This is a genomic window from Frondihabitans sp. PhB161 (genome assembly GCF_003814635.1).
Taxonomy (GTDB): Bacteria; Actinomycetota; Actinomycetes; order Actinomycetales; family Microbacteriaceae; genus Frondihabitans.
In genome coordinates, this window is sequence record NZ_RKQW01000002.1 from 334,896 (window position 1) to 351,366 (window position 16,471).

The following is a 16,471-nucleotide window of genomic DNA, read 5'->3' on the forward strand; positions in this document are numbered from 1 at the left end:
CGTTGCCACGAGGCCGCAGCGGCTCCGGTTCAAGCCGAGCCGGAGTGAACGACGAACGCCCCCGGATCCTGAAGACCAGGATCCGGGGGCGTTCCGTCGAGCGGGAGTCGTACGACTACGCGTTCTGCTTCTTCAGGCGAGCGGTCGAGCGCTGGCGAGCCGACGCGTCGAGCTCCACCTTGCGGATGCGGATTGCATCCGGGGTGACCTCGACACACTCGTCGTCGCCGGCGAATTCGAGGGCCTCTTCGAGCGAGAGCACCTTGGAGGGCGTCATCGACTCGAAGTTGTCAGCCGTCGACTGACGCATGTTGGTCAGCTTCTTCTCTTTGGTGATGTTGACGTCCATGTCGCCGGCGCGCGAGTTCTCGCCCACGACCATGCCCTCGTAGACCTCTTCGGTGGGCTGCACGAAGAAGGTCATGCGCTCCTGGAGGTTGATGATGGCGAAGGGCGTGACGACACCCGAGCGGTCGGCGATGATCGAGCCGTTGGTGCGGGTCTGGATCTCGCCGGCCCAGGGGCCGTAGCCGTGGCTGATGCCGTTGGCGATGCCGGTACCGCGCGTGTCGGTGAGGAACTGCGTGCGGAAGCCGATCAGGCCGCGGGCGGGGACGATGAACTCCATGCGGACCCAGCCCGAGCCGTGGTTCGCCATGTTCTCCATACGACCCTTGCGCGAGGCCATGAGCTGCGTGACGGCACCGAGGTACTCGTCGGGCACGTCGATGGTCATGTGCTCGAAGGGCTCCTGCAGCTTGCCGTCGACGCGACGCGTCACGACCTGCGGCTTGCCGACGGTGAGCTCGAAGCCCTCACGGCGCATCTGCTCGACCAGGATGGCCAGAGCGAGCTCGCCACGACCCTGGACCTCCCAGGCGTCGGGGCGCCCGATGTCTTCAACCTTGAGCGAGACGTTACCGATCAGCTCGCGGTCGAGGCGGTCTTTGACCATGCGGGCGGTGAGCTTGTGGCCCTTGACCTTGCCGATGATGGGCGAGGTGTTGGTGCCGATCGTCATCGAGATGGCGGGGTCGTCGACCGTGATGGTCGGCAGCGGACGCACGTCGTCGGGGTCGGACAGCGTCTCACCGATGGTGATGGTGTCGAAGCCGGCGACGGCGACGATGTCACCGGGGCCCGCGCTCTCGGCGGGGTAGCGCGAGAGAGCCTTGGTGACGAGGAGCTCGGTGATGCGGGCGTTCTGAACGGTGCCGTCGTGCTTGACCCAGGCAACCGTCTGACCCTTCTTCAGCGTGCCGTGGAAGACGCGCAGCAGGGCGAGACGACCGAGGAACGGTGAGGCGTCGAGGTTGGTGACGTGCGCCTGGAGAGGGTGCTCGTCGTCGTAGGTCGGAGCCGGAACGTGCTTGAGGATCGCATCGAAGAGCGGCTCGAGGTCGTCGTTGTCGGGCAGCGAGCCGTTTTCGGGCTTGTTGGTCGACGCGGCGCCGGCGCGGCCGGAGGCGTAGACGACGGGGACGTCGAGGATGGCGTCGAGGTCGAGGTCTTCGACCTCGTCGGCCAGGTCGGACGCGAGGCCGAGAAGGAGGTCTTGCGACTCGGCGACGACGTCGTCGATGCGCGCGTCGGGGCGGTCGGTCTTGTTGACCAGGAGGATGACAGGGAGCTTCGCGGCGAGTGCCTTGCGAAGGACGAAGCGGGTCTGGGGCAGAGGGCCCTCGGACGCGTCGACGAGAAGGACGACGCCGTCGACCATCGAGAGGCCGCGCTCGACCTCGCCACCGAAGTCGGCGTGGCCCGGGGTGTCGATCACGTTGATCGTGATCGGACCGTCGGTCGCGTGCTCGCCGTTGTAGAGCACCGAGGTGTTCTTCGCGAGGATCGTGATGCCCTTTTCGCGCTCGAGCTCGTTGCCGTCCATCATGCGGTCTTCGGTGTCGAAGTGCGCGTCGAAGGAGTTGGTCTGCTTGAGCATGGCGTCGACGAGAGTCGTCTTGCCGTGGTCGACGTGGGCAACGATTGCCACGTTGCGCAGGTCACTGCGGATGGCAGTCGCCATAGTTGTACGTCCTTTTTCGAGAGGGAGGAGAGAAAGTCGATTGGGGGCAACCATGGCCCCGACCTCAAGAGTCTACCCGGAGCGGGGTGAACAGCGGGAAACGTCCTCCCAGAGCGGAACGAGGAGCACCCCGCGGCCTGCGTCGCGGGGTGCTCCTGACTGCCGTGAGCGGTCGGCTACTCGTCCGAGCCGGCCGCGAGGATCTGGGCGCGCAACTCGCGTCGCTCGCGCTGCACCTCCGGATCGGGCAGGGGGACGGCCGCGATGAGGCGCTGCGTGTAGGGATCCTGCGGGTGGCGGAGGATCGCGTCGCGCGTGCCGACCTCGGCCAGTCGACCCTTGTGCATGACCGCGATGCGGTCGGCCAGGATGTCGATCACCGCGAGGTCGTGGGTGATGAACAGGCAGGCGAACTGGAACTCGCGCTGCAGCTCCTTGAGGAGCTGGAGCACCGTGGCCTGCACCGAGACGTCGAGGGCCGAGGTCGGCTCGTCGGCGATGAGCAGCTGAGGTCGGAGAGCCAGCGCACGCGCGATACCGACGCGCTGCTTCTGCCCACCCGAGAGCTCGTGCGGGTAGCGGGTGCGGTAGCTCTTCGGCAAGCGAACGCTGTCGAGGAGCGACTCGACCTCGTTGGTGAGCTCCTGCCCCTTGAACTTCTTCGCGAGCAGAAGCGGCTCACCGATGCTGTCGCCGATGCTCATCCGGGGGTTGAGCGACGACGAGGGATCCTGGAACACGATGCCGGCGTTCTTGTGCACCTGGCGCGTCAGCGCACGCGAGTGCTTTGACAGGTCGGTGCCGACGACGGAGAGGTGCCCCTCGGTGATGGGGAGGAGGCCGATTGCGGCTCGTCCGAGCGTGGTCTTGCCGGATCCTGATTCCCCGACGAGGCCGACGACTTCGCCCCGGCGAACGACGAGATCGACGTGGTCGATGGCCCGGAACGCCTTGACCCGACCCCGACCGGGATATTCGATGACGACGTCTTTGAAGTTCAGGACGGCATCCGTGTCGTCGCGGTCTTCCACGTGAGGCCGTCCGTCGACGGGAGACGACTCGTGAGTGACGGCGGCGACGGTCTCGGCCATGGCCTCCGTGATGTCGACGACATCGTCTTCACCACCGCCCTGCCCCAGGTGCGGCACGGCCTCCAGGAGGGCCTTCGTGTATTCGTGCTGCGGGTTGCGGAAGATCTGGAGTGTGGGGCCGGCCTCGACGACCTCGCCCTGGCGCATGACCGCGATGTGATCGGCGATGTCGGCGACGACGCCCATGTCGTGCGTGATGAGCAGCACGGCACTGCCGAGACGGTCGCGGAGACTACGGATCAGGTCGAGGATCTCGGCCTGGACCGTCACGTCGAGAGCGGTCGTGGGCTCGTCGGCGATCAGGAGGCCGGGGTCACACGAGATCGACTGGGCGATCATGGCGCGCTGGCGCTGGCCGCCCGAGAGCTGGTGCGGGTATGAGTTGAAGGCCTTTTCAGGATCCGGCAGCTCGACCATACCCAGGAGTTCGATGGCCCGCTCCCGTGCTTTCGAGGGTGCGATCCCGTAGTGCACGCGGAGCGTCTCGACGATCTGCGCGCCCACGGTGAACACCGGGTTGAGAGCCGTCATCGGCTCCTGGAAGATGACCGCCACGTCTTGACCGCGGACGCCCCGCATCTGCGCCGGCGAGATGCCGCGGAGCTCCCGGCCGTTGAGCTTGATGCTGCCGCCGACACGGGCGTTCCGCGGCAGGAGATCGAGGATCGACATGGAGCTGACGCTCTTGCCCGACCCGGACTCGCCGACCAGCGCCATGACCTCGCCGCTCTTGATTGAGTACGACAGCTTCTTGACAGCCGGTACCCAGACGTTGTCGACCGCGAAGTCGACGTCGAGGTCGGTCACCTCAAGGATGGGCACACCGTCGTTCGTCGTACGGGCGGGTGTCTCGTTGACCTGGGACATCAGTCGGTGGTCCTTTCTCGGCCGGCGCTAGCCGGTGTGCACTCTGTCACGGGCACCTCTGCGACGATGGAGTCATGTCGGACCCCGGATCGCCCACAGACGCCTCTTTTGTCTCTCGCTTCAACCGCGGGCTGGCCATCGCGATCTGGGCGCTGCTTCTGTTCGTCGCCGTGAGCCAGGCTGTCGGCAACCCCGAGTCGGCGGCGGCAGAGATACTGACGGCCGCGGCTATCGCCGCTCTGACGTGGATCGCCCTGTGGCGCCCCCGCGTCGAGGTCGATGCCGACGGCGTCACCCTCACCAACGTCGTTCGTCGAATCCACGTGCCCTGGGCCGCGCTGATCGACGTGAGCACTCGATTCGCCCTGACTCTTCACACGCCCGGCCACACCTACGCGGCCTGGGCCGCACCGGCGCCCGGTCGCACCGGAGCCGCCATGGCGCAGCGTCGCGAGAAGGGGACGCGCAGCAGCCCCCGCGGCGACCTCGGCAGCACCGTGCGGCCCGGAGACCTGGTGACGACCGAATCGGGCGCTGCCGCTGACCTCGTCCGCGAACGATGGGAGCACCTGCGCGAGAACGGTGCGCTGGAACTCGGCCTGGCCGACAAGACGGCTGTTCGCGTCGAGTGGCTCTGGCAGCCGCTCGCGGCGGTTGCCGTTCTGGCTGTCGCGGGAGCCGTGCTGCTCGGTCGAGTCTGAGCTGGCGCTCTTCGCCCTGCGCGGGGCTACGACACCGGCGAAGCGGGTCGCCATCACTTGGTGACCGGCGGTGTCGGAGACACCTGGGTCGACACCTCGGCTGCGTCGGGCTCGGCCGTCTTGCGAAGGCTGAAGCGCTTGGAGCGCGGGTCGAACGCGTCGCGGAGGCCGTCGCCGACGAAGTTGGCACACAGGGCCAGGATCACGATGAAAGCGGCGGGCCACCAGAACAGCCAGGGCCGGGTGGTGAAGGCCGACTGGTTGCTGCTGATGAGTAGACCGAGAGACGAGTCGGGTGACTTGATACCGAAGCCGAGGTAGCTGATGGCTGTTTCGAGCAGGATCGCCGAGGCGACCAGCAAAGTCGACGAGACGATGATCACGCCGATGGCATTCGGCAGGATGTGGCGGAAGATGATCCGCGCGTCGGAGGCGCCGGCGACCCGGGCGGCCTCGACGAACTCCCGCTCTCGCAGGGAGAGGAACTCACTGCGCACCAGACGGGCGATGACCATCCAGGACACGACTCCGAGGAGGGCCGCGAGGCCGAATGCACCAAGGCCTCCGGCACCGGCGGACTTGCCGACGATCAGGCCGATCACCAGCGCGGGGATCACGATGAAGACGTCGGTGATCCGCATGAGGACCGAGTCGACCCAACCGCGGAAGTAGCCCGCGAGAGCTCCGACGACGACGCCGATGACCGTGGCCACGAGACCGATCACGATCATGACGAGGACGGAGTTCTGAATGCCTCGCATCGTCAGGGCGAAGTAGTCCTTACCGATGCGGTCCTGGCCGAACGGGTGGTCGCCGAGGCTGAAGGGGAAGAGCTTGAGGCTGGGTGCGCCCTCGTTGACGAGAGAGTTGAGGCTCTTGTAGTCGTACTTCCACCAGCCGGGAATGGGTCCGAGGCCGATCGCGGAGATCGACAGCACGATCAGGAGGACGTAGACGATGATCGCGACGACGGCGACCTTGTTCGAGACGAAGCGCTTGTAGACGATGCGCCCCTGGCTCTCGCCCGGATTGTCGTCTTTGCGCGAAGCCAGATCGACGCCGTCGCCGATGCTCGGCTCAAGCGGGTTGCCTTGAATCGTGCTCATCGGGGGGCCTTTCGGTGGTTCGGATTGACGGCGGAACGCAACGGAAGGCTCAACGTGCACGCACCCTCGGGTCGAGGGCGGCGTAGGCCAAGTCAGCGAGGAAGTTGAAGGCGATCGCCGTGATGGCGATGACCAGGAAGTACCCCATGACCGGGTTGACGTCGGTCGCATTGAGCCCCGTGATGAAGAGGTTGCCCATGCCGCTGATAGCGAAGACCGACTCGGTGATGACGGCACCGCCGAGCAGCGCCCCGACGTCGGTCGCCACGAGCGTCGCGATCGGGATCAGCATGTTGCGGAACGCGTGACGCACGATGACCGTGCGCTCGGGAAGGCCCTTGGCCCGCGCCGTGCGGACGTAATCCTGGTCGAGCACCTCGAGCATGCCGGAGCGGGCGTATCGCGTGTATCCCGCGAACGAGATGAGCAGCAGGCTGATGGTCGGAAGCAGGAGGTGGGTGTATGTATCGATTCCCGAGATCCAGAAGTCGCCGCCCAGCCCCGGTGTCTGCGAGCCCACGGTCGCAAGCGGACGCCCGCCGACGGCGTCGACGTAGTTTCCCCACGACGCGACGAAGCGATCGAGGAGGACGACGGCCGCCGACAGCACGGCGGTCAGGGCGCCGATGCGCATCATCAGGCCACGGTCGTAGCCGCCGACCAGGAAGCCGCTGATGAGCCCCACCGCCAGCGTCGCCACCGCGAGGGTGAGGATCGTGCCGAGAGTCGAGATGTTGAAGAGGCCCTGCAGCGTGAAGTAAGCGATCACGGCGAGCACGACGTTGATGCCCGCGGTGATCCACGCCCGACGGTTGTTGAGACCGGCGAGAAGGGCGACGACCGCGAAGGCGATGCCGAGGGAGAACAGGATGACGGCAAAGGGGCCGAGTGCCGGACGGGCGAACCAGTTCGACGCCGAGAGAGCGGCGAGGACGACCACGGTGGCGCCTCCGGAGATCACGAAGGCGATGAGGCGCCGACGGATCGTTCCGCCGACGACGAGTTGGATTATGACGCCGATCACTACCCCGGCTATGAGCAGCGTAGAGAGCGGGATCTTCGGATCCTGAAGGAAGTTGTTGTAGCCGAGGGCGACGAACGTCTTCAGCAGGACCGCCATGAGGAACGAGGGCAGCGAGAAGAGGAAGAAGCTGAACAGCGTGATCGTGTAGTCGAAGCCGCTGTAGACGCGAAGCGCGGTGATGATACCGAGCGCGATGCCCAGCACGATGGCCAGGAGGAACGAGAGGGTGACCAGCTGGAGGGTCGAGCCCATCGCCGCCGGCAGCAGTGCCGTGATCGGCTGGTTCTGGAAGTTCACACCGAGGCTGCAGCTGCCGCCGATCGGAACCACACAGCGGGCGACGCCGCCGAGCCAGATACCCCATCGCAGGACGGGGTTCACGTCGAGGTGCTGCTGTTGGATGCGCGCCTCGATGAGGGCCTGCTTGTTCGGCGAGTTGCCGGTCTGCAGCTCTCGGAGCGGGTTGTCCGAGTTGGCGACCAGCACGTACATGATGAACGACGCGGCGACCAGGACGAGGATCGAGACGAGAATTCGTCTCAGGATGAAGCTGACCATTGATTCGGGACCTTTGCGATGCGGACGCGCCCGTTCATGCCGGACAGGAGCATGACGAGGCTACTACGGGACTCGGCAGACGACGGGCGTCGAGTTCTTGTGAGAACCCGACGCCCGCCCTGTCGAGGTGTGGAACGAGATGGCCGTCAGACGGCCAACCCGGTCACGCTCTTCCTATTTGGTCCAGTCCCAGATGTTCCAGACGATTCCGGTCTGGCCACCGAAGAACTTGACACCCTTGAGGTTCGAGTTCGTCGCGAACAGGCCCGGCGTCTGGAAGAGGGGCAGGCCGTAGGCGTCGGCGAACGTGCCGGCGTCGATCTGCTCCTTCTCGGTCAGGAGCTGGTCAGCGTCAAGAGTCGTCTGCGTCTTGACCGCGAGGTCGCTGACGGTCTTGTCGTTGTACTTGTTGTAGTTTCCGCTGTTGTTGGTCTCGAACAGCTGCGGAAGGGCGGCGTTACCGGCACCCGGGTTGACCCAGCCGAAGATCGACGCGTCGTAGTCGCCACCGGCGAGGAGTTCGCTCCACTTGGGCGAGCCACCGTCGGTGACCTTGATGCCGGCCTTGGCAGCGGAGGCCTGGATGGCCTGGAAGGAGTCGACGCGGTTGGGGTTCAGCGTGTTGTAGAGGATCTTGACGGTCGGAGTCGCACCGTTCAGGAGCTTCTTGGCCTGGGCGATGTCGACCTTGTCGTAGTCGCTCGAGCCGTTCTTCGAGACGGACTCCTCGTAGCCCTCCTGGCCCGGCAGGAAGACCTGCGAGTCGAGCACCTTGGCGCTGGAGTTGATCGGGGTGACGATCGACTTGAGGATGTCTTCGCGAGGGATGGTCAGAAGGAACGCCTTGCGCACGTTCTCGTCTTTGAAGACCGACGAACCGAAGTTGAGGTCGAGGTGGTCGTAGGCGACCTGGCTGCCGTCGATGACGGTCGAGTTCGCGGCCTTGAGGGCCTTGACCGTGTCAGCGGAAGGCTGCGGCTGGATCGCGTCGACCTCGCCGTTCTGGAGAGCCGTCACCTGAGCGTTCGCATCGCCGATGAAGCGCATGACGAGCTTCGAGAACTTGACGGTGTGGTCGCCCTTGTATTCCTTGTTCGGGACGAACGTCATCGACTGCTTCGGGGTCCAGGCCGAGACCTGGAGGGGTCCGCCGGAGACGAGGAGGTCTTTGTCGCTCGGAAGCGACGTGGCGTCGTAGCCCGTGTTGATGAGCTTCGCCGCGGCGAGGATCGTCTTGTTGGGCGAAGCAGGCTTCGCGGTGTCGCCCTTGGGCGTGTCGAGAATGGCCTTCGTGAGGTCTTCGGTCGAGACGCCGGCCTTCTTCGCGACGATGTGCGCCGGGAACTGGATCGGGTTCACGAGCTCCCAGTCGACGTAGGGCTCGTCGTAGGTGTACGTGATGGTGTGGTTGTCGTTCGAAACCGTCGGGAGGTTGGTCGAGAACGGCGCGCCAGCCGCGGTGGAGAAGTACTGCGTGCCCTTGGTGACTTCACCCGCGTCGTTCAGGGTGGCCGAGTCGTAGTACCCCGAGGCCTGAGCCCATCCGAGGAGAAGGTCGTCAGCGGTCATCGCCGTGCCGTCGGACCACTTGTCGTCGTCGTTCAGCGTGTACTCCACCTTGAGCGGGTTGTCGCTGAGCTTCTTGTACGAGCCGAGATCGGAGTTGTGAACGATCTTGTACTGGTCGTCGAGAGTGAAGAACTGCGGCTGGGTGAGGTAGTTCACCATGCCGTTCGTGTCGAGGTTGCCCTGGGGGGTGTTGTAGTTGAACGACGAGACCTCGTTGACCTGGGCGATCGTTACGTTGCCGCCGGTCTTGGACGTCTCGTTGTCGGTGGCACCCGAGGTGGTGCAGCCGGAGAGGACGACAGTGGCCGCCCCTACGAGTGCAATGGCCCCGACGAGCGGGCGCAGTCGCTTACCAGTGATTTTCACTGAATGTTCCTCCTGATGGAATGTGACGCACAGCGGCTCCGGGCAAGGGGCACGGCGGACCGCTCTGGATAAGAAGACACTAAGGAACGGGTTGCAATTCGCCAAACCGCCGAACAAAGCGTTACGACTTGGAAACACGCCAAGCGAGTTTCTTGCACGGGTGGCCGGTAATTAGCGCGGGGCTACTGCGTGACGCAATAATCGTGCGTTTCAGGCAGCATGCAGGTGCGTCCAAGTATTTCAAGCGGGGTAACTCGGTCTGACATCATTGCCCGGTGACCCGCCGCCCGTTCTTCCGTGCCCCGCTCGATTTTCCGGTGGCCGTTCCTCTGCCGTCCGGCACCACGCGAGGTCGCCTGCGCGCCGAGATCCTCCTCGTCCTGGGCCTCTCCCTCGGGGCCAGCGCCGTGTACGCCGTGGTGCAGATCCTCGATCTGCTGACCCGGCCCACTCCCCTGTCGAGCCAGACGGCCAACCTCAACAACTCTCTCGACAGCCGCGAACTCTTCGACTTCGTCTATCAGGTGCTCGGCATCGCCTTCGACCTGGTGCCGGTCATCCTCGTCGGGTTCCTCCTCTGGCAGGCCGCCTCGCCGCACCTGGCGCGTCTCGGCCTCGACTTATCGAGCGGTCGCCGCTTCGGGCGCGATGCCCTCGGCGGTGCCGGTCTCGCCCTGACCATCGGCATCCCGGGTCTCGCCCTCTACTTCGCCGGACGCGCCATCGGCATCACCGTCGACGTCGTGCCGACGAACCTCGCAGCTCACTGGTGGACCGTGCCGGTGCTGCTGCTCTCTGCGCTGCGCTCCGGTGTGACCGAAGAAGTGATCGTCGTCGCCTACCTGTTCGCGAGGCTGCGCGACCTCGGGTGGCGACCCGTCTGGATCCTTCTGTCCGCCGCCCTTCTCCGCGGCACCTATCACCTGTATCAGGGCTTCGGAGCATTCGTCGGCAACGCCGTCATGGGCCTCGTCTTCGGGTGGCTCTACCTGCGATTCGGCAGGATCCTGCCGCTCGTGATCGCGCACTTCCTCATGGATGCGGCGGTCTTCGTCGGCTACCCCTGGGCCGCCGCCGCTTTCCCGGCGCTGTTCGGGACGCCCGGCTGACGTCGTGCCGGGCCCGCTGATTCCCTGCTGACTCGCGGGCCGGCGGCACTACCGTTGCGGCATGAGCATCCCCGATGTCGGCGCCGCGGCCCCCGACTTCACCCTTCCCGGCATCCAGCTCGTCGACGGCGAGGTGGTCCGGTCGGAGTACTCCCTGTCGGCAGCCGCCGGATCGCCGTTGATCCTGGCGTTCTACCCGGGCGACGAATCAGCCGTCTGCACCGCCCAGCTCTGCAGCTACCAGACCGAGCTCGCGGGCTTCACCTCGCTCGGAGCCACTGTCTGGGGCATCAGCAAGCAGGGCCTCGACAGCCACGAGCGGTTCGCCCGCAAAGAGGGGCTCAACTTTCCACTGCTGTCTGACGAGCAGGGCAAGGCCGTCAGCGCCTACGGTATCGGCCTCGCGGGGATCGGCCTGCGCCGGTCGGTGTTCGTCATCGACGCTGCGGGTGTGCTGCGGTGGAAGCACGTCGCGCTCGTCGGCGCGCGTTTTCGGAAGCCCGAGGTCTTGCAGAAGGCTGTCGCCGAGACTCTCGCCGCGTAACCCCCGCTTGACACCGCTTTTCGGCCCAGGCACCGCCGATGGGCGGTGGGGGCACCGAAAAGCGGTGTCATGCCACTAGGCGAAGGCCTCGACGGGTGGGCACGCGCAGAACAGGTTGCGGTCGCCGTATGCCTGGTCGATCCGGCGCACCGGCGGCCAGTACTTCGAGCGGACCAGCGACTTCAGCGGGTAGACGGCTTCTTCGCGGCTGTACGCAGCCGTCCACTCCCCCACGATCGCCGATTCGGCGGTGTGCGGGGCGCCACGGAGCGGTGACTCCTCGGCCGACCACTCGCCGGCGCCGACCCGATCGGCCTCGTGCTTGATCGCGATCATCGCGTCGACGAAGCGGTCGATCTCGGTCAGATCTTCGCTCTCGGTCGGCTCGACCATGAGAGTGCCGGCGACCGGGAACGACATTGTCGGCGAGTGGAATCCGTAGTCGATGAGGCGCTTGGCCACGTCGTCGACGGTCACACCGGTCTCGTCGCGAAGCGGCCGGAGGTCGAGAATGCACTCGTGCGCCACCAGCCCGCCGTCGCCCGAGTAGAGCACCGGGTAGTGGTCGCGGAGACGCGCCGCCACGTAGTTGGCCGACAGCACAGCTGCCCCGGTGGCCTCGGTCAGGCCGTCGGTGCCCATCATGCGGACGTACGCCCACGAGATCGGCAGGATGCTCGGCGACCCGTAGGGTGCGGCCGACACGGGCACGCCGGCGTGGGCGAGACGGTCGGTGCCGACTGCCGCGGGAGCGCCGGTTCGACGATCGGCCTGCTGCGCGAGGGGATGCCCGGGCAGGAACGGCGCGAGGTGCGCCTTCGCCGCGACCGGCCCGACTCCGGGCCCGCCACCGCCGTGCGGGATGCAGAACGTCTTGTGCAGGTTGAGGTGCGACACGTCGCCGCCGAACTCGCCGAACCGCGCGAAGCCGAGCAGCGCGTTGAGGTTGGCTCCGTCGACGTAGACCTGACCGCCGGCGGCGTGCACGGCGTCGGTGATGTCGCGGATGTCGTGCTCGTAGACGCCGTGCGTCGACGGGTACGTGATCATCAGTGCGGCGAGCTCGTCGGCGTTCGACTCGACCTTCGCCCGCAGGTCGGCGAGATCGACGTTGCCCTGCTCGTCGCAGGCGACCACGACGACCCGGAGGCCCGCGAGGACGGCGCTGGCCGCGTTGGTGCCGTGCGCCGACTGCGGAATGAGGCAGACGGTGCGCGCGTCGTCGCCGTTCGCCAGGTGGAACCCGCGAATGGCCAGGAGGCCCGCGAGCTCGCCCTGGCTTCCGGCGTTCGGCTGCAGCGAGACCGTGTCGTACCCGGTGACCTCGGCGAGCCAGCCCTCGAGCTGCCCGATGAGCTCGAGGTAGCCCCTGACGTCTGCCGCGGGTGCGAACGGGTGGATGTTGGCGAACTCCGGCCAGGTCACAGCAGCCATCTCGGTCGCCGCGTTCAGCTTCATCGTGCACGAGCCCAGCGGGATCATGCCGCGGTCGAGCGCGTAGTCCTTGTCGGCGAGGTGCTTCAGGTACCGCATCATGCTCGTCTCGCTGCGGTGCGTGCGGAAGACGGGGTGCGTGAGGTAATCGCTGGTGCGCAACTGGGCCTCGGGAAGCGGCGAGCTGGATCCTTCGGGCACCTCGATGCCGAGCAGTTCGCCGAGCACCACGAGGTCGTCGCGGGTCGTCGTCTCGTCGGTCGAGATCGAGACGGTGTCGGCGTCGACCTCGAGCAGCAGGTAGCCGCGCTCGTGGGCGGCGCTGACGATCGCGCCGGCGCGTCCGGGAACCGTCACGGTGACCGTGTCGAAGAAGGGCAGAGCCGAGGATCCGAGGCCTCCGGCCTCCGCGCCCGCCGCGAGGTCGACCGCGTGCTGGTGTGTGCGCTTCGCGATGTGCTTCAGCCCCCACGGCCCGTGGTAGACGGCGTACATGGAGGCCATGACGGCGAGGAGCACCTGCGCCGTGCAGATGTTGGAGGTGGCCTTCTCGCGGCGGATGTGCTGCTCGCGGGTCTGCAGGCTGAGGCGGTAGGCGGGGTTGCCGACGGCGTCTTGCGAGACGCCGACGAGACGGCCGGGAAGCTGGCGCTCGAGGCCGGTGCGTACGGCCATGTAGCCGGCGTGCGGGCCGCCGAAGCCCATGGGCACGCCGAAGCGCTGGCTCGTGCCGACAGCGACGTCGGCACCGAACTCGCCGGGTGCCGTGATCATCGTCAGCGAAAGGAGGTCTGCGGCGACTACTGCGAGGCCGCCGCCCAGGTGGACGCGATCGACGACGGGCTCGGGGTTCCAGACCGCTCCGGACGCGCCGGGGTACTGAACGAAGACACCGAACGCCTCGGGGATCTGATCGACGTCGATTCGCGCGAGCGGCAGTTCGACGAGGTCGATGCCGACGGCCTCGGCACGGCCGTGCAGGAGAGCCTTGGTCTGAGGGAGGGCATCGGCATCGATGACGAAGACGTTCGCCTTCGACTTCGATGCGCGGCGAGCCAGAAGCATGCCCTCGACCACCGCGGTGGCCTCATCGAGCATGGACGCGTTGGCGGTGGTGAGGCCCGTCAGCTCGGAGACCATGGTCTGGAAGTTGATGAGCGCTTCGAGACGCCCCTGCGAGATCTCGGGCTGGTAGGGCGTGTAGGCCGTGTACCAACTCGGGTTCTCGAGGACGTTGCGCTGGATCACGGCCGGAGTGACGGTGCCGTAGTAGCCGAGACCGAGGAACGAGCGGTTGACCGTGTTGCGATTCGCGATGGTGCGGAGCTCTGCGAGTGTCTCCCGCTCGCCGATGGGCTCCGGGAGCACGCTCGAGGCGAGGGTTCGGCCGTGGATGCTGTCGGGGACGGCGCGCTCGACGAGCGAGCGGACGCTCTCGGCGCCGATCGCGTCGAGCATGATGCGCTGCGACTCCGGGGTCGTGCCGATGTGGCGGTCGACGAAGCCCTCGGCCGCGGTGCCCTCGATCAGGCCGCTAGCCCGCTGCTCGGCGCTCATTCGGCGGTGAGGGCGACGTACTCGTCGCGGGTCAGGAGGGCGGGGAGGCCGCCCGAGAGCGAGATCTTGACGAGCCAGCCGTCGTCGAACGGCGAGGAGTTGACGAGGTCGGGGCTGTCGACGACAGCGTCGTTGATCTCGGTGACCGTGCCGAGCACGGGGGCGAAGAGTTCACCGACCGACTTGGTCGATTCGATCTCGCCGACGACCTTGCCGGCCTCGACGTCGGTGCCCACGGCGGGGAGGTCGACGTAGACGACATCGCCCAGCTTGTCGGCGGCGTAGTCGGTGATTCCGACGGTGGCGGTGTCTCCGTCGATCAGGAGCCACTCGTGCTCGGCGGTGTATTTCAGGGTGGTCAGGTCAGACACGGGGGTGGCCTTTCGACGATCTCGGCTTAGGAGCGCTTGTAGAACGGGAGTGCGACGACGGTCGCGGGAATGACGGTGCCGCGGACGTCGACACCGAGCACGGTGCCGACTGCGGACGAGGCGGGTTCGACGTAGGCCATGGCCACGGGGTGGCCGAGGGTCGGCGAGAGCGCGCCGCTCGTCACGACGCCGACGACGGCGCCGGCCTCATCGACCACCGAGTACTCGGCACGTGCGGCGCGGCGCCCTTCGAGGGTCAGGCCCACCAGGACGCGGGCATCATCGGACGCGGCGACGCCGTCACGGCCGACGAAGCTCGCCTTACTCGCGTCGACGACACGGCCGAGACCGGCCTGCGCCGGCTTGGTGTCGAGACCGAGCTCATGACCGTAAAGGGGCATGCCCGCCTCGAGACGCAGGGTGTCGCGGCTCGCGAGACCGGCGGGCACGACGGCGCGCGGAGCACCTGCCTCGGCTAGGGACTGCCACAGGACCGGAGCGGTCTCGTTGTCGATGTACAGCTCGAAGCCGTCCTCCCCCGTGTAGCCGGTGCGGGCGATCAGCACGGGCGCATCGTCGAAGGTGCCCTGGAGCACCCGGTAATAACGAAGCTCGGAGAGGGGGGCATCGGGGGCGAGCCGATCGCGGGTGATGAGTTCGTCGAGCACGCCGACGGCCTCGGGCCCCTGGATCGCGATCAGCGCGATGTCGTCGCTCTCGTCGTCGACCGTCACGTCGAAGTCGTGGGCGCGGGTGGCAAGAGCCGAGAACGCGGCGTCACGGTTGCCCGCGTTCGCGACCACGAGGAAGTCGTGCTCGTCGAGGCGGTAGACGACGAGGTCGTCGATGATGCCGCCCTCATCGGCGAGCAGCAGCGAGTACTTTGCGCGGCCGACCGCGATCGTCGACAGGGTGCCTGCCAGGGCGTGGTCGAGAAAAGCCCCGGCGCCCGGCCCCACGACGGCGATCTCGGCCATGTGCGACAGGTCGAAGAGCCCCGCTGCCGTGCGCACCGCGTGGTGCTCCTGCAGGTCGGACGAGTAGCGGACCGGCATCTGCCAGCCGGCGAAGTCGGTGAAGCTGGCTCCGGCCGCGACGTGCACCTCGTGCAACGGGCTGTAGCGCGGCTCGACCGCGTCTTCGGCGGGAGGGACGATGGCATCGGTCATTCAGGACTCCGGGGGCGATGTTCGCGTGTCAGCTAGGGAGTCCCCCTCTGTCATGGGCCTGAGAGTTTCGCCGCGCCCAGGGGCGCGGCTTTCACCGTCGGCGAGGCGCGATGGTGTGCTCCTGCTTTTCAGAGTGGCCAGTGTGCTGCTACTTCGCCGCGGTACGTGTACCTGAGAGATTGGCGGGGATGCTTGCTCCTTCGGTGGCCGACCGGTGTGGTCGGAGGCTCTCCCGCGGCGTGTGTCTGGCCCGATGTTCGATTGTGATGTGCCTGGTGGATCGCGGTCGAGCCTAGCAACGGGATGTTTCCCGCGTGTGACTTCGAACCGATCGGCCTAGAAGTTCGGAATACCCGACGGGTCGACCTTGCCGGGGGTCGTCGTCGGAGCGGCGGGTTCGTCCGCCTGCGCCTGCTCCATCGCGGCGACCATATTGCGCACATCGTTCGCGAGCTGCTGCACTCCCTCGGCGAGCATCTCGAAGCCCTCGGGGTTGCCGGGGTTGACGACGAGCCCGGTTTCGGCCGGGATCGCCTGGACGAGCTCCGCTGCGGGCAGTTGCACGGCATACGACGCGACGTCGGCGACCTGCGGAGGAATGCGGTCGATGTGGGTGAAGACAGCCAGCATCGGCATGCCCTCGCGGTCGAACAGCACGGGCTGCAGCTCGTTGAGGTCGTCGGTGACCTCGGTGGCGGTCGGAACCACGATGAGCGCGTTGACGAACTGCGCGATGACATCGTTCATGTCGCCCTGACCGGCCTGGCCGTTGGCGATCGCAGCCTCGAGCGGCGTGGACTCGCGCGCTTCTTCTTGCGTGTCAGCCGTCTCGCCGGTGGTTGATGCGTCGATGTTCTGGGGCTCGTTCGTGTCGGCACCCTCGGTGGAAGTCATCAGAACACCTTGCCCGCCCAACCTCCGTAACCCCTCAATCGACGGCGGCGAGTCGGGGGACGTCCGCGGTACCCCGCGACATCGGCGC

The 16,471-nt window shown here is 66.8% G+C and carries 12 protein-coding genes and 2 riboswitches; of the genes, 3 read left to right on the forward strand and 9 right to left on the reverse strand.

Translation table 11 applies throughout. From position 1 onward, the window contains the following. Positions 1 to 115: 115 nt before the first annotated feature. Positions 116 to 2,023, reverse strand: coding sequence for a translational GTPase TypA (typA, locus tag EDF39_RS10285; protein WP_123942827.1), 1,908 nt, complete (start codon positions 2,021 to 2,023; stop codon positions 116 to 118). Positions 2,024 to 2,199: 176 nt separating this feature from the next. Continuing rightward, positions 2,200 to 3,981, reverse strand: coding sequence for an ABC transporter ATP-binding protein (locus EDF39_RS10290; protein WP_123942829.1), 1,782 nt, complete (start codon positions 3,979 to 3,981; stop codon positions 2,200 to 2,202). Between the two features lie 74 nt (positions 3,982 to 4,055). Between EDF39_RS10290 and EDF39_RS10295 the strand changes: the two genes are divergently transcribed. Beyond that, on the forward strand, positions 4,056 to 4,682 hold the full coding sequence (locus tag EDF39_RS10295) for a PH domain-containing protein (RefSeq protein WP_055963069.1): 627 nt from the start codon (positions 4,056 to 4,058) through the stop codon (positions 4,680 to 4,682). 53 nt (positions 4,683 to 4,735) lie between these two features. Here EDF39_RS10295 and EDF39_RS10300 read toward each other — a convergent pair whose 3' ends face one another. From EDF39_RS10300 to EDF39_RS10310, 3 genes are all read right to left on the reverse strand, one after another. Then, entirely contained in the window at positions 4,736 to 5,788 is a 1,053-nt protein-coding gene (locus EDF39_RS10300; protein WP_123942831.1) for an ABC transporter permease, read from the reverse strand. A 49-nt stretch (positions 5,789 to 5,837) separates the two neighbouring features. Beyond that, a complete protein-coding gene (locus EDF39_RS10305) occupies positions 5,838 to 7,370 on the reverse strand; it encodes an ABC transporter permease (RefSeq protein WP_123942833.1) in 1,533 nt (510 codons plus the stop codon). Positions 7,371 to 7,544: 174 nt separating this feature from the next. Continuing rightward, positions 7,545 to 9,305: an ABC transporter family substrate-binding protein gene (locus EDF39_RS10310; RefSeq protein WP_055963074.1), complete on the reverse strand. Its 1,761-nt coding sequence runs from the start codon at positions 9,303 to 9,305 to the stop codon at positions 7,545 to 7,547. A 329-nt stretch (positions 9,306 to 9,634) separates the two neighbouring features. Here EDF39_RS10310 and EDF39_RS10315 point away from each other — a divergent pair, with 329 nt between their 5' ends. Next, a complete protein-coding gene (locus EDF39_RS10315) occupies positions 9,635 to 10,414 on the forward strand; it encodes a CPBP family intramembrane glutamic endopeptidase (protein WP_199726205.1) in 780 nt (259 codons plus the stop codon). A 61-nt stretch (positions 10,415 to 10,475) separates the two neighbouring features. Beyond that, positions 10,476 to 10,958 (forward strand): peroxiredoxin, encoded by a 483-nt coding sequence (locus tag EDF39_RS10320; protein WP_123942835.1) that lies wholly within the window; start codon positions 10,476 to 10,478, stop codon positions 10,956 to 10,958. A 75-nt stretch (positions 10,959 to 11,033) separates the two neighbouring features. Here the strand turns inward: EDF39_RS10320 and gcvP are convergent, their stop codons facing one another. The 4 genes from gcvP to EDF39_RS10340 form a co-directional block, all read right to left on the reverse strand. Beyond that, positions 11,034 to 13,949 carry an aminomethyl-transferring glycine dehydrogenase gene (gene gcvP / locus EDF39_RS10325; RefSeq protein ID WP_123942837.1) on the reverse strand — a complete coding sequence of 972 codons (2,916 nt, stop codon included), beginning with the start codon at positions 13,947 to 13,949 and terminating at the stop codon, positions 11,034 to 11,036. Beyond that, positions 13,946 to 14,320, reverse strand: coding sequence for a glycine cleavage system protein GcvH (gene gcvH / locus EDF39_RS10330; RefSeq protein ID WP_123942839.1), 375 nt, complete (start codon positions 14,318 to 14,320; stop codon positions 13,946 to 13,948). The genes gcvP and gcvH overlap by 4 nt, the downstream gene beginning before the upstream one ends. A 26-nt stretch (positions 14,321 to 14,346) precedes the next feature. After that, positions 14,347 to 15,489: a glycine cleavage system aminomethyltransferase GcvT gene (gene gcvT, locus EDF39_RS10335; protein WP_123942841.1), complete on the reverse strand. Its 1,143-nt coding sequence runs from the start codon at positions 15,487 to 15,489 to the stop codon at positions 14,347 to 14,349. 37 nt (positions 15,490 to 15,526) lie between these two features. Then, positions 15,527 to 15,631, reverse strand: a riboswitch (glycine riboswitch). 7 nt (positions 15,632 to 15,638) lie between these two features. Then, positions 15,639 to 15,734, reverse strand: a riboswitch (glycine riboswitch). 91 nt (positions 15,735 to 15,825) lie between these two features. Beyond that, complete coding sequence (locus EDF39_RS10340) at positions 15,826 to 16,383, reverse strand: SseB family protein (RefSeq protein ID WP_123942843.1); 558 nt, start codon at positions 16,381 to 16,383, stop codon at positions 15,826 to 15,828. Positions 16,384 to 16,471 lie beyond the last annotated feature (88 nt).

Coding starts and splice junctions, on each gene's coding strand:
- EDF39_RS10340 (WP_123942843.1), bottom strand. CDS start 16,383: ATGACTTCCACCGAGGGTGCCGACACGAACGAGCCCCAGAACATCGAC.
- EDF39_RS10305 (WP_123942833.1), bottom strand. CDS start 7,370: ATGGTCAGCTTCATCCTGAGACGAATTCTCGTCTCGATCCTCGTCCTG.
- typA (WP_123942827.1), bottom strand. CDS start 2,023: ATGGCGACTGCCATCCGCAGTGACCTGCGCAACGTGGCAATCGTTGCC.
- EDF39_RS10290 (WP_123942829.1), bottom strand. CDS start 3,981: ATGTCCCAGGTCAACGAGACACCCGCCCGTACGACGAACGACGGTGTG.
- gcvP (WP_123942837.1), bottom strand. CDS start 13,949: ATGAGCGCCGAGCAGCGGGCTAGCGGCCTGATCGAGGGCACCGCGGCC.
- EDF39_RS10300 (WP_123942831.1), bottom strand. CDS start 5,788: ATGAGCACGATTCAAGGCAACCCGCTTGAGCCGAGCATCGGCGACGGC.
- EDF39_RS10320 (WP_123942835.1), top strand. CDS start 10,476: ATGAGCATCCCCGATGTCGGCGCCGCGGCCCCCGACTTCACCCTTCCC.
- EDF39_RS10295 (WP_055963069.1), top strand. CDS start 4,056: ATGTCGGACCCCGGATCGCCCACAGACGCCTCTTTTGTCTCTCGCTTC.
- gcvT (WP_123942841.1), bottom strand. CDS start 15,489: ATGACCGATGCCATCGTCCCTCCCGCCGAAGACGCGGTCGAGCCGCGC.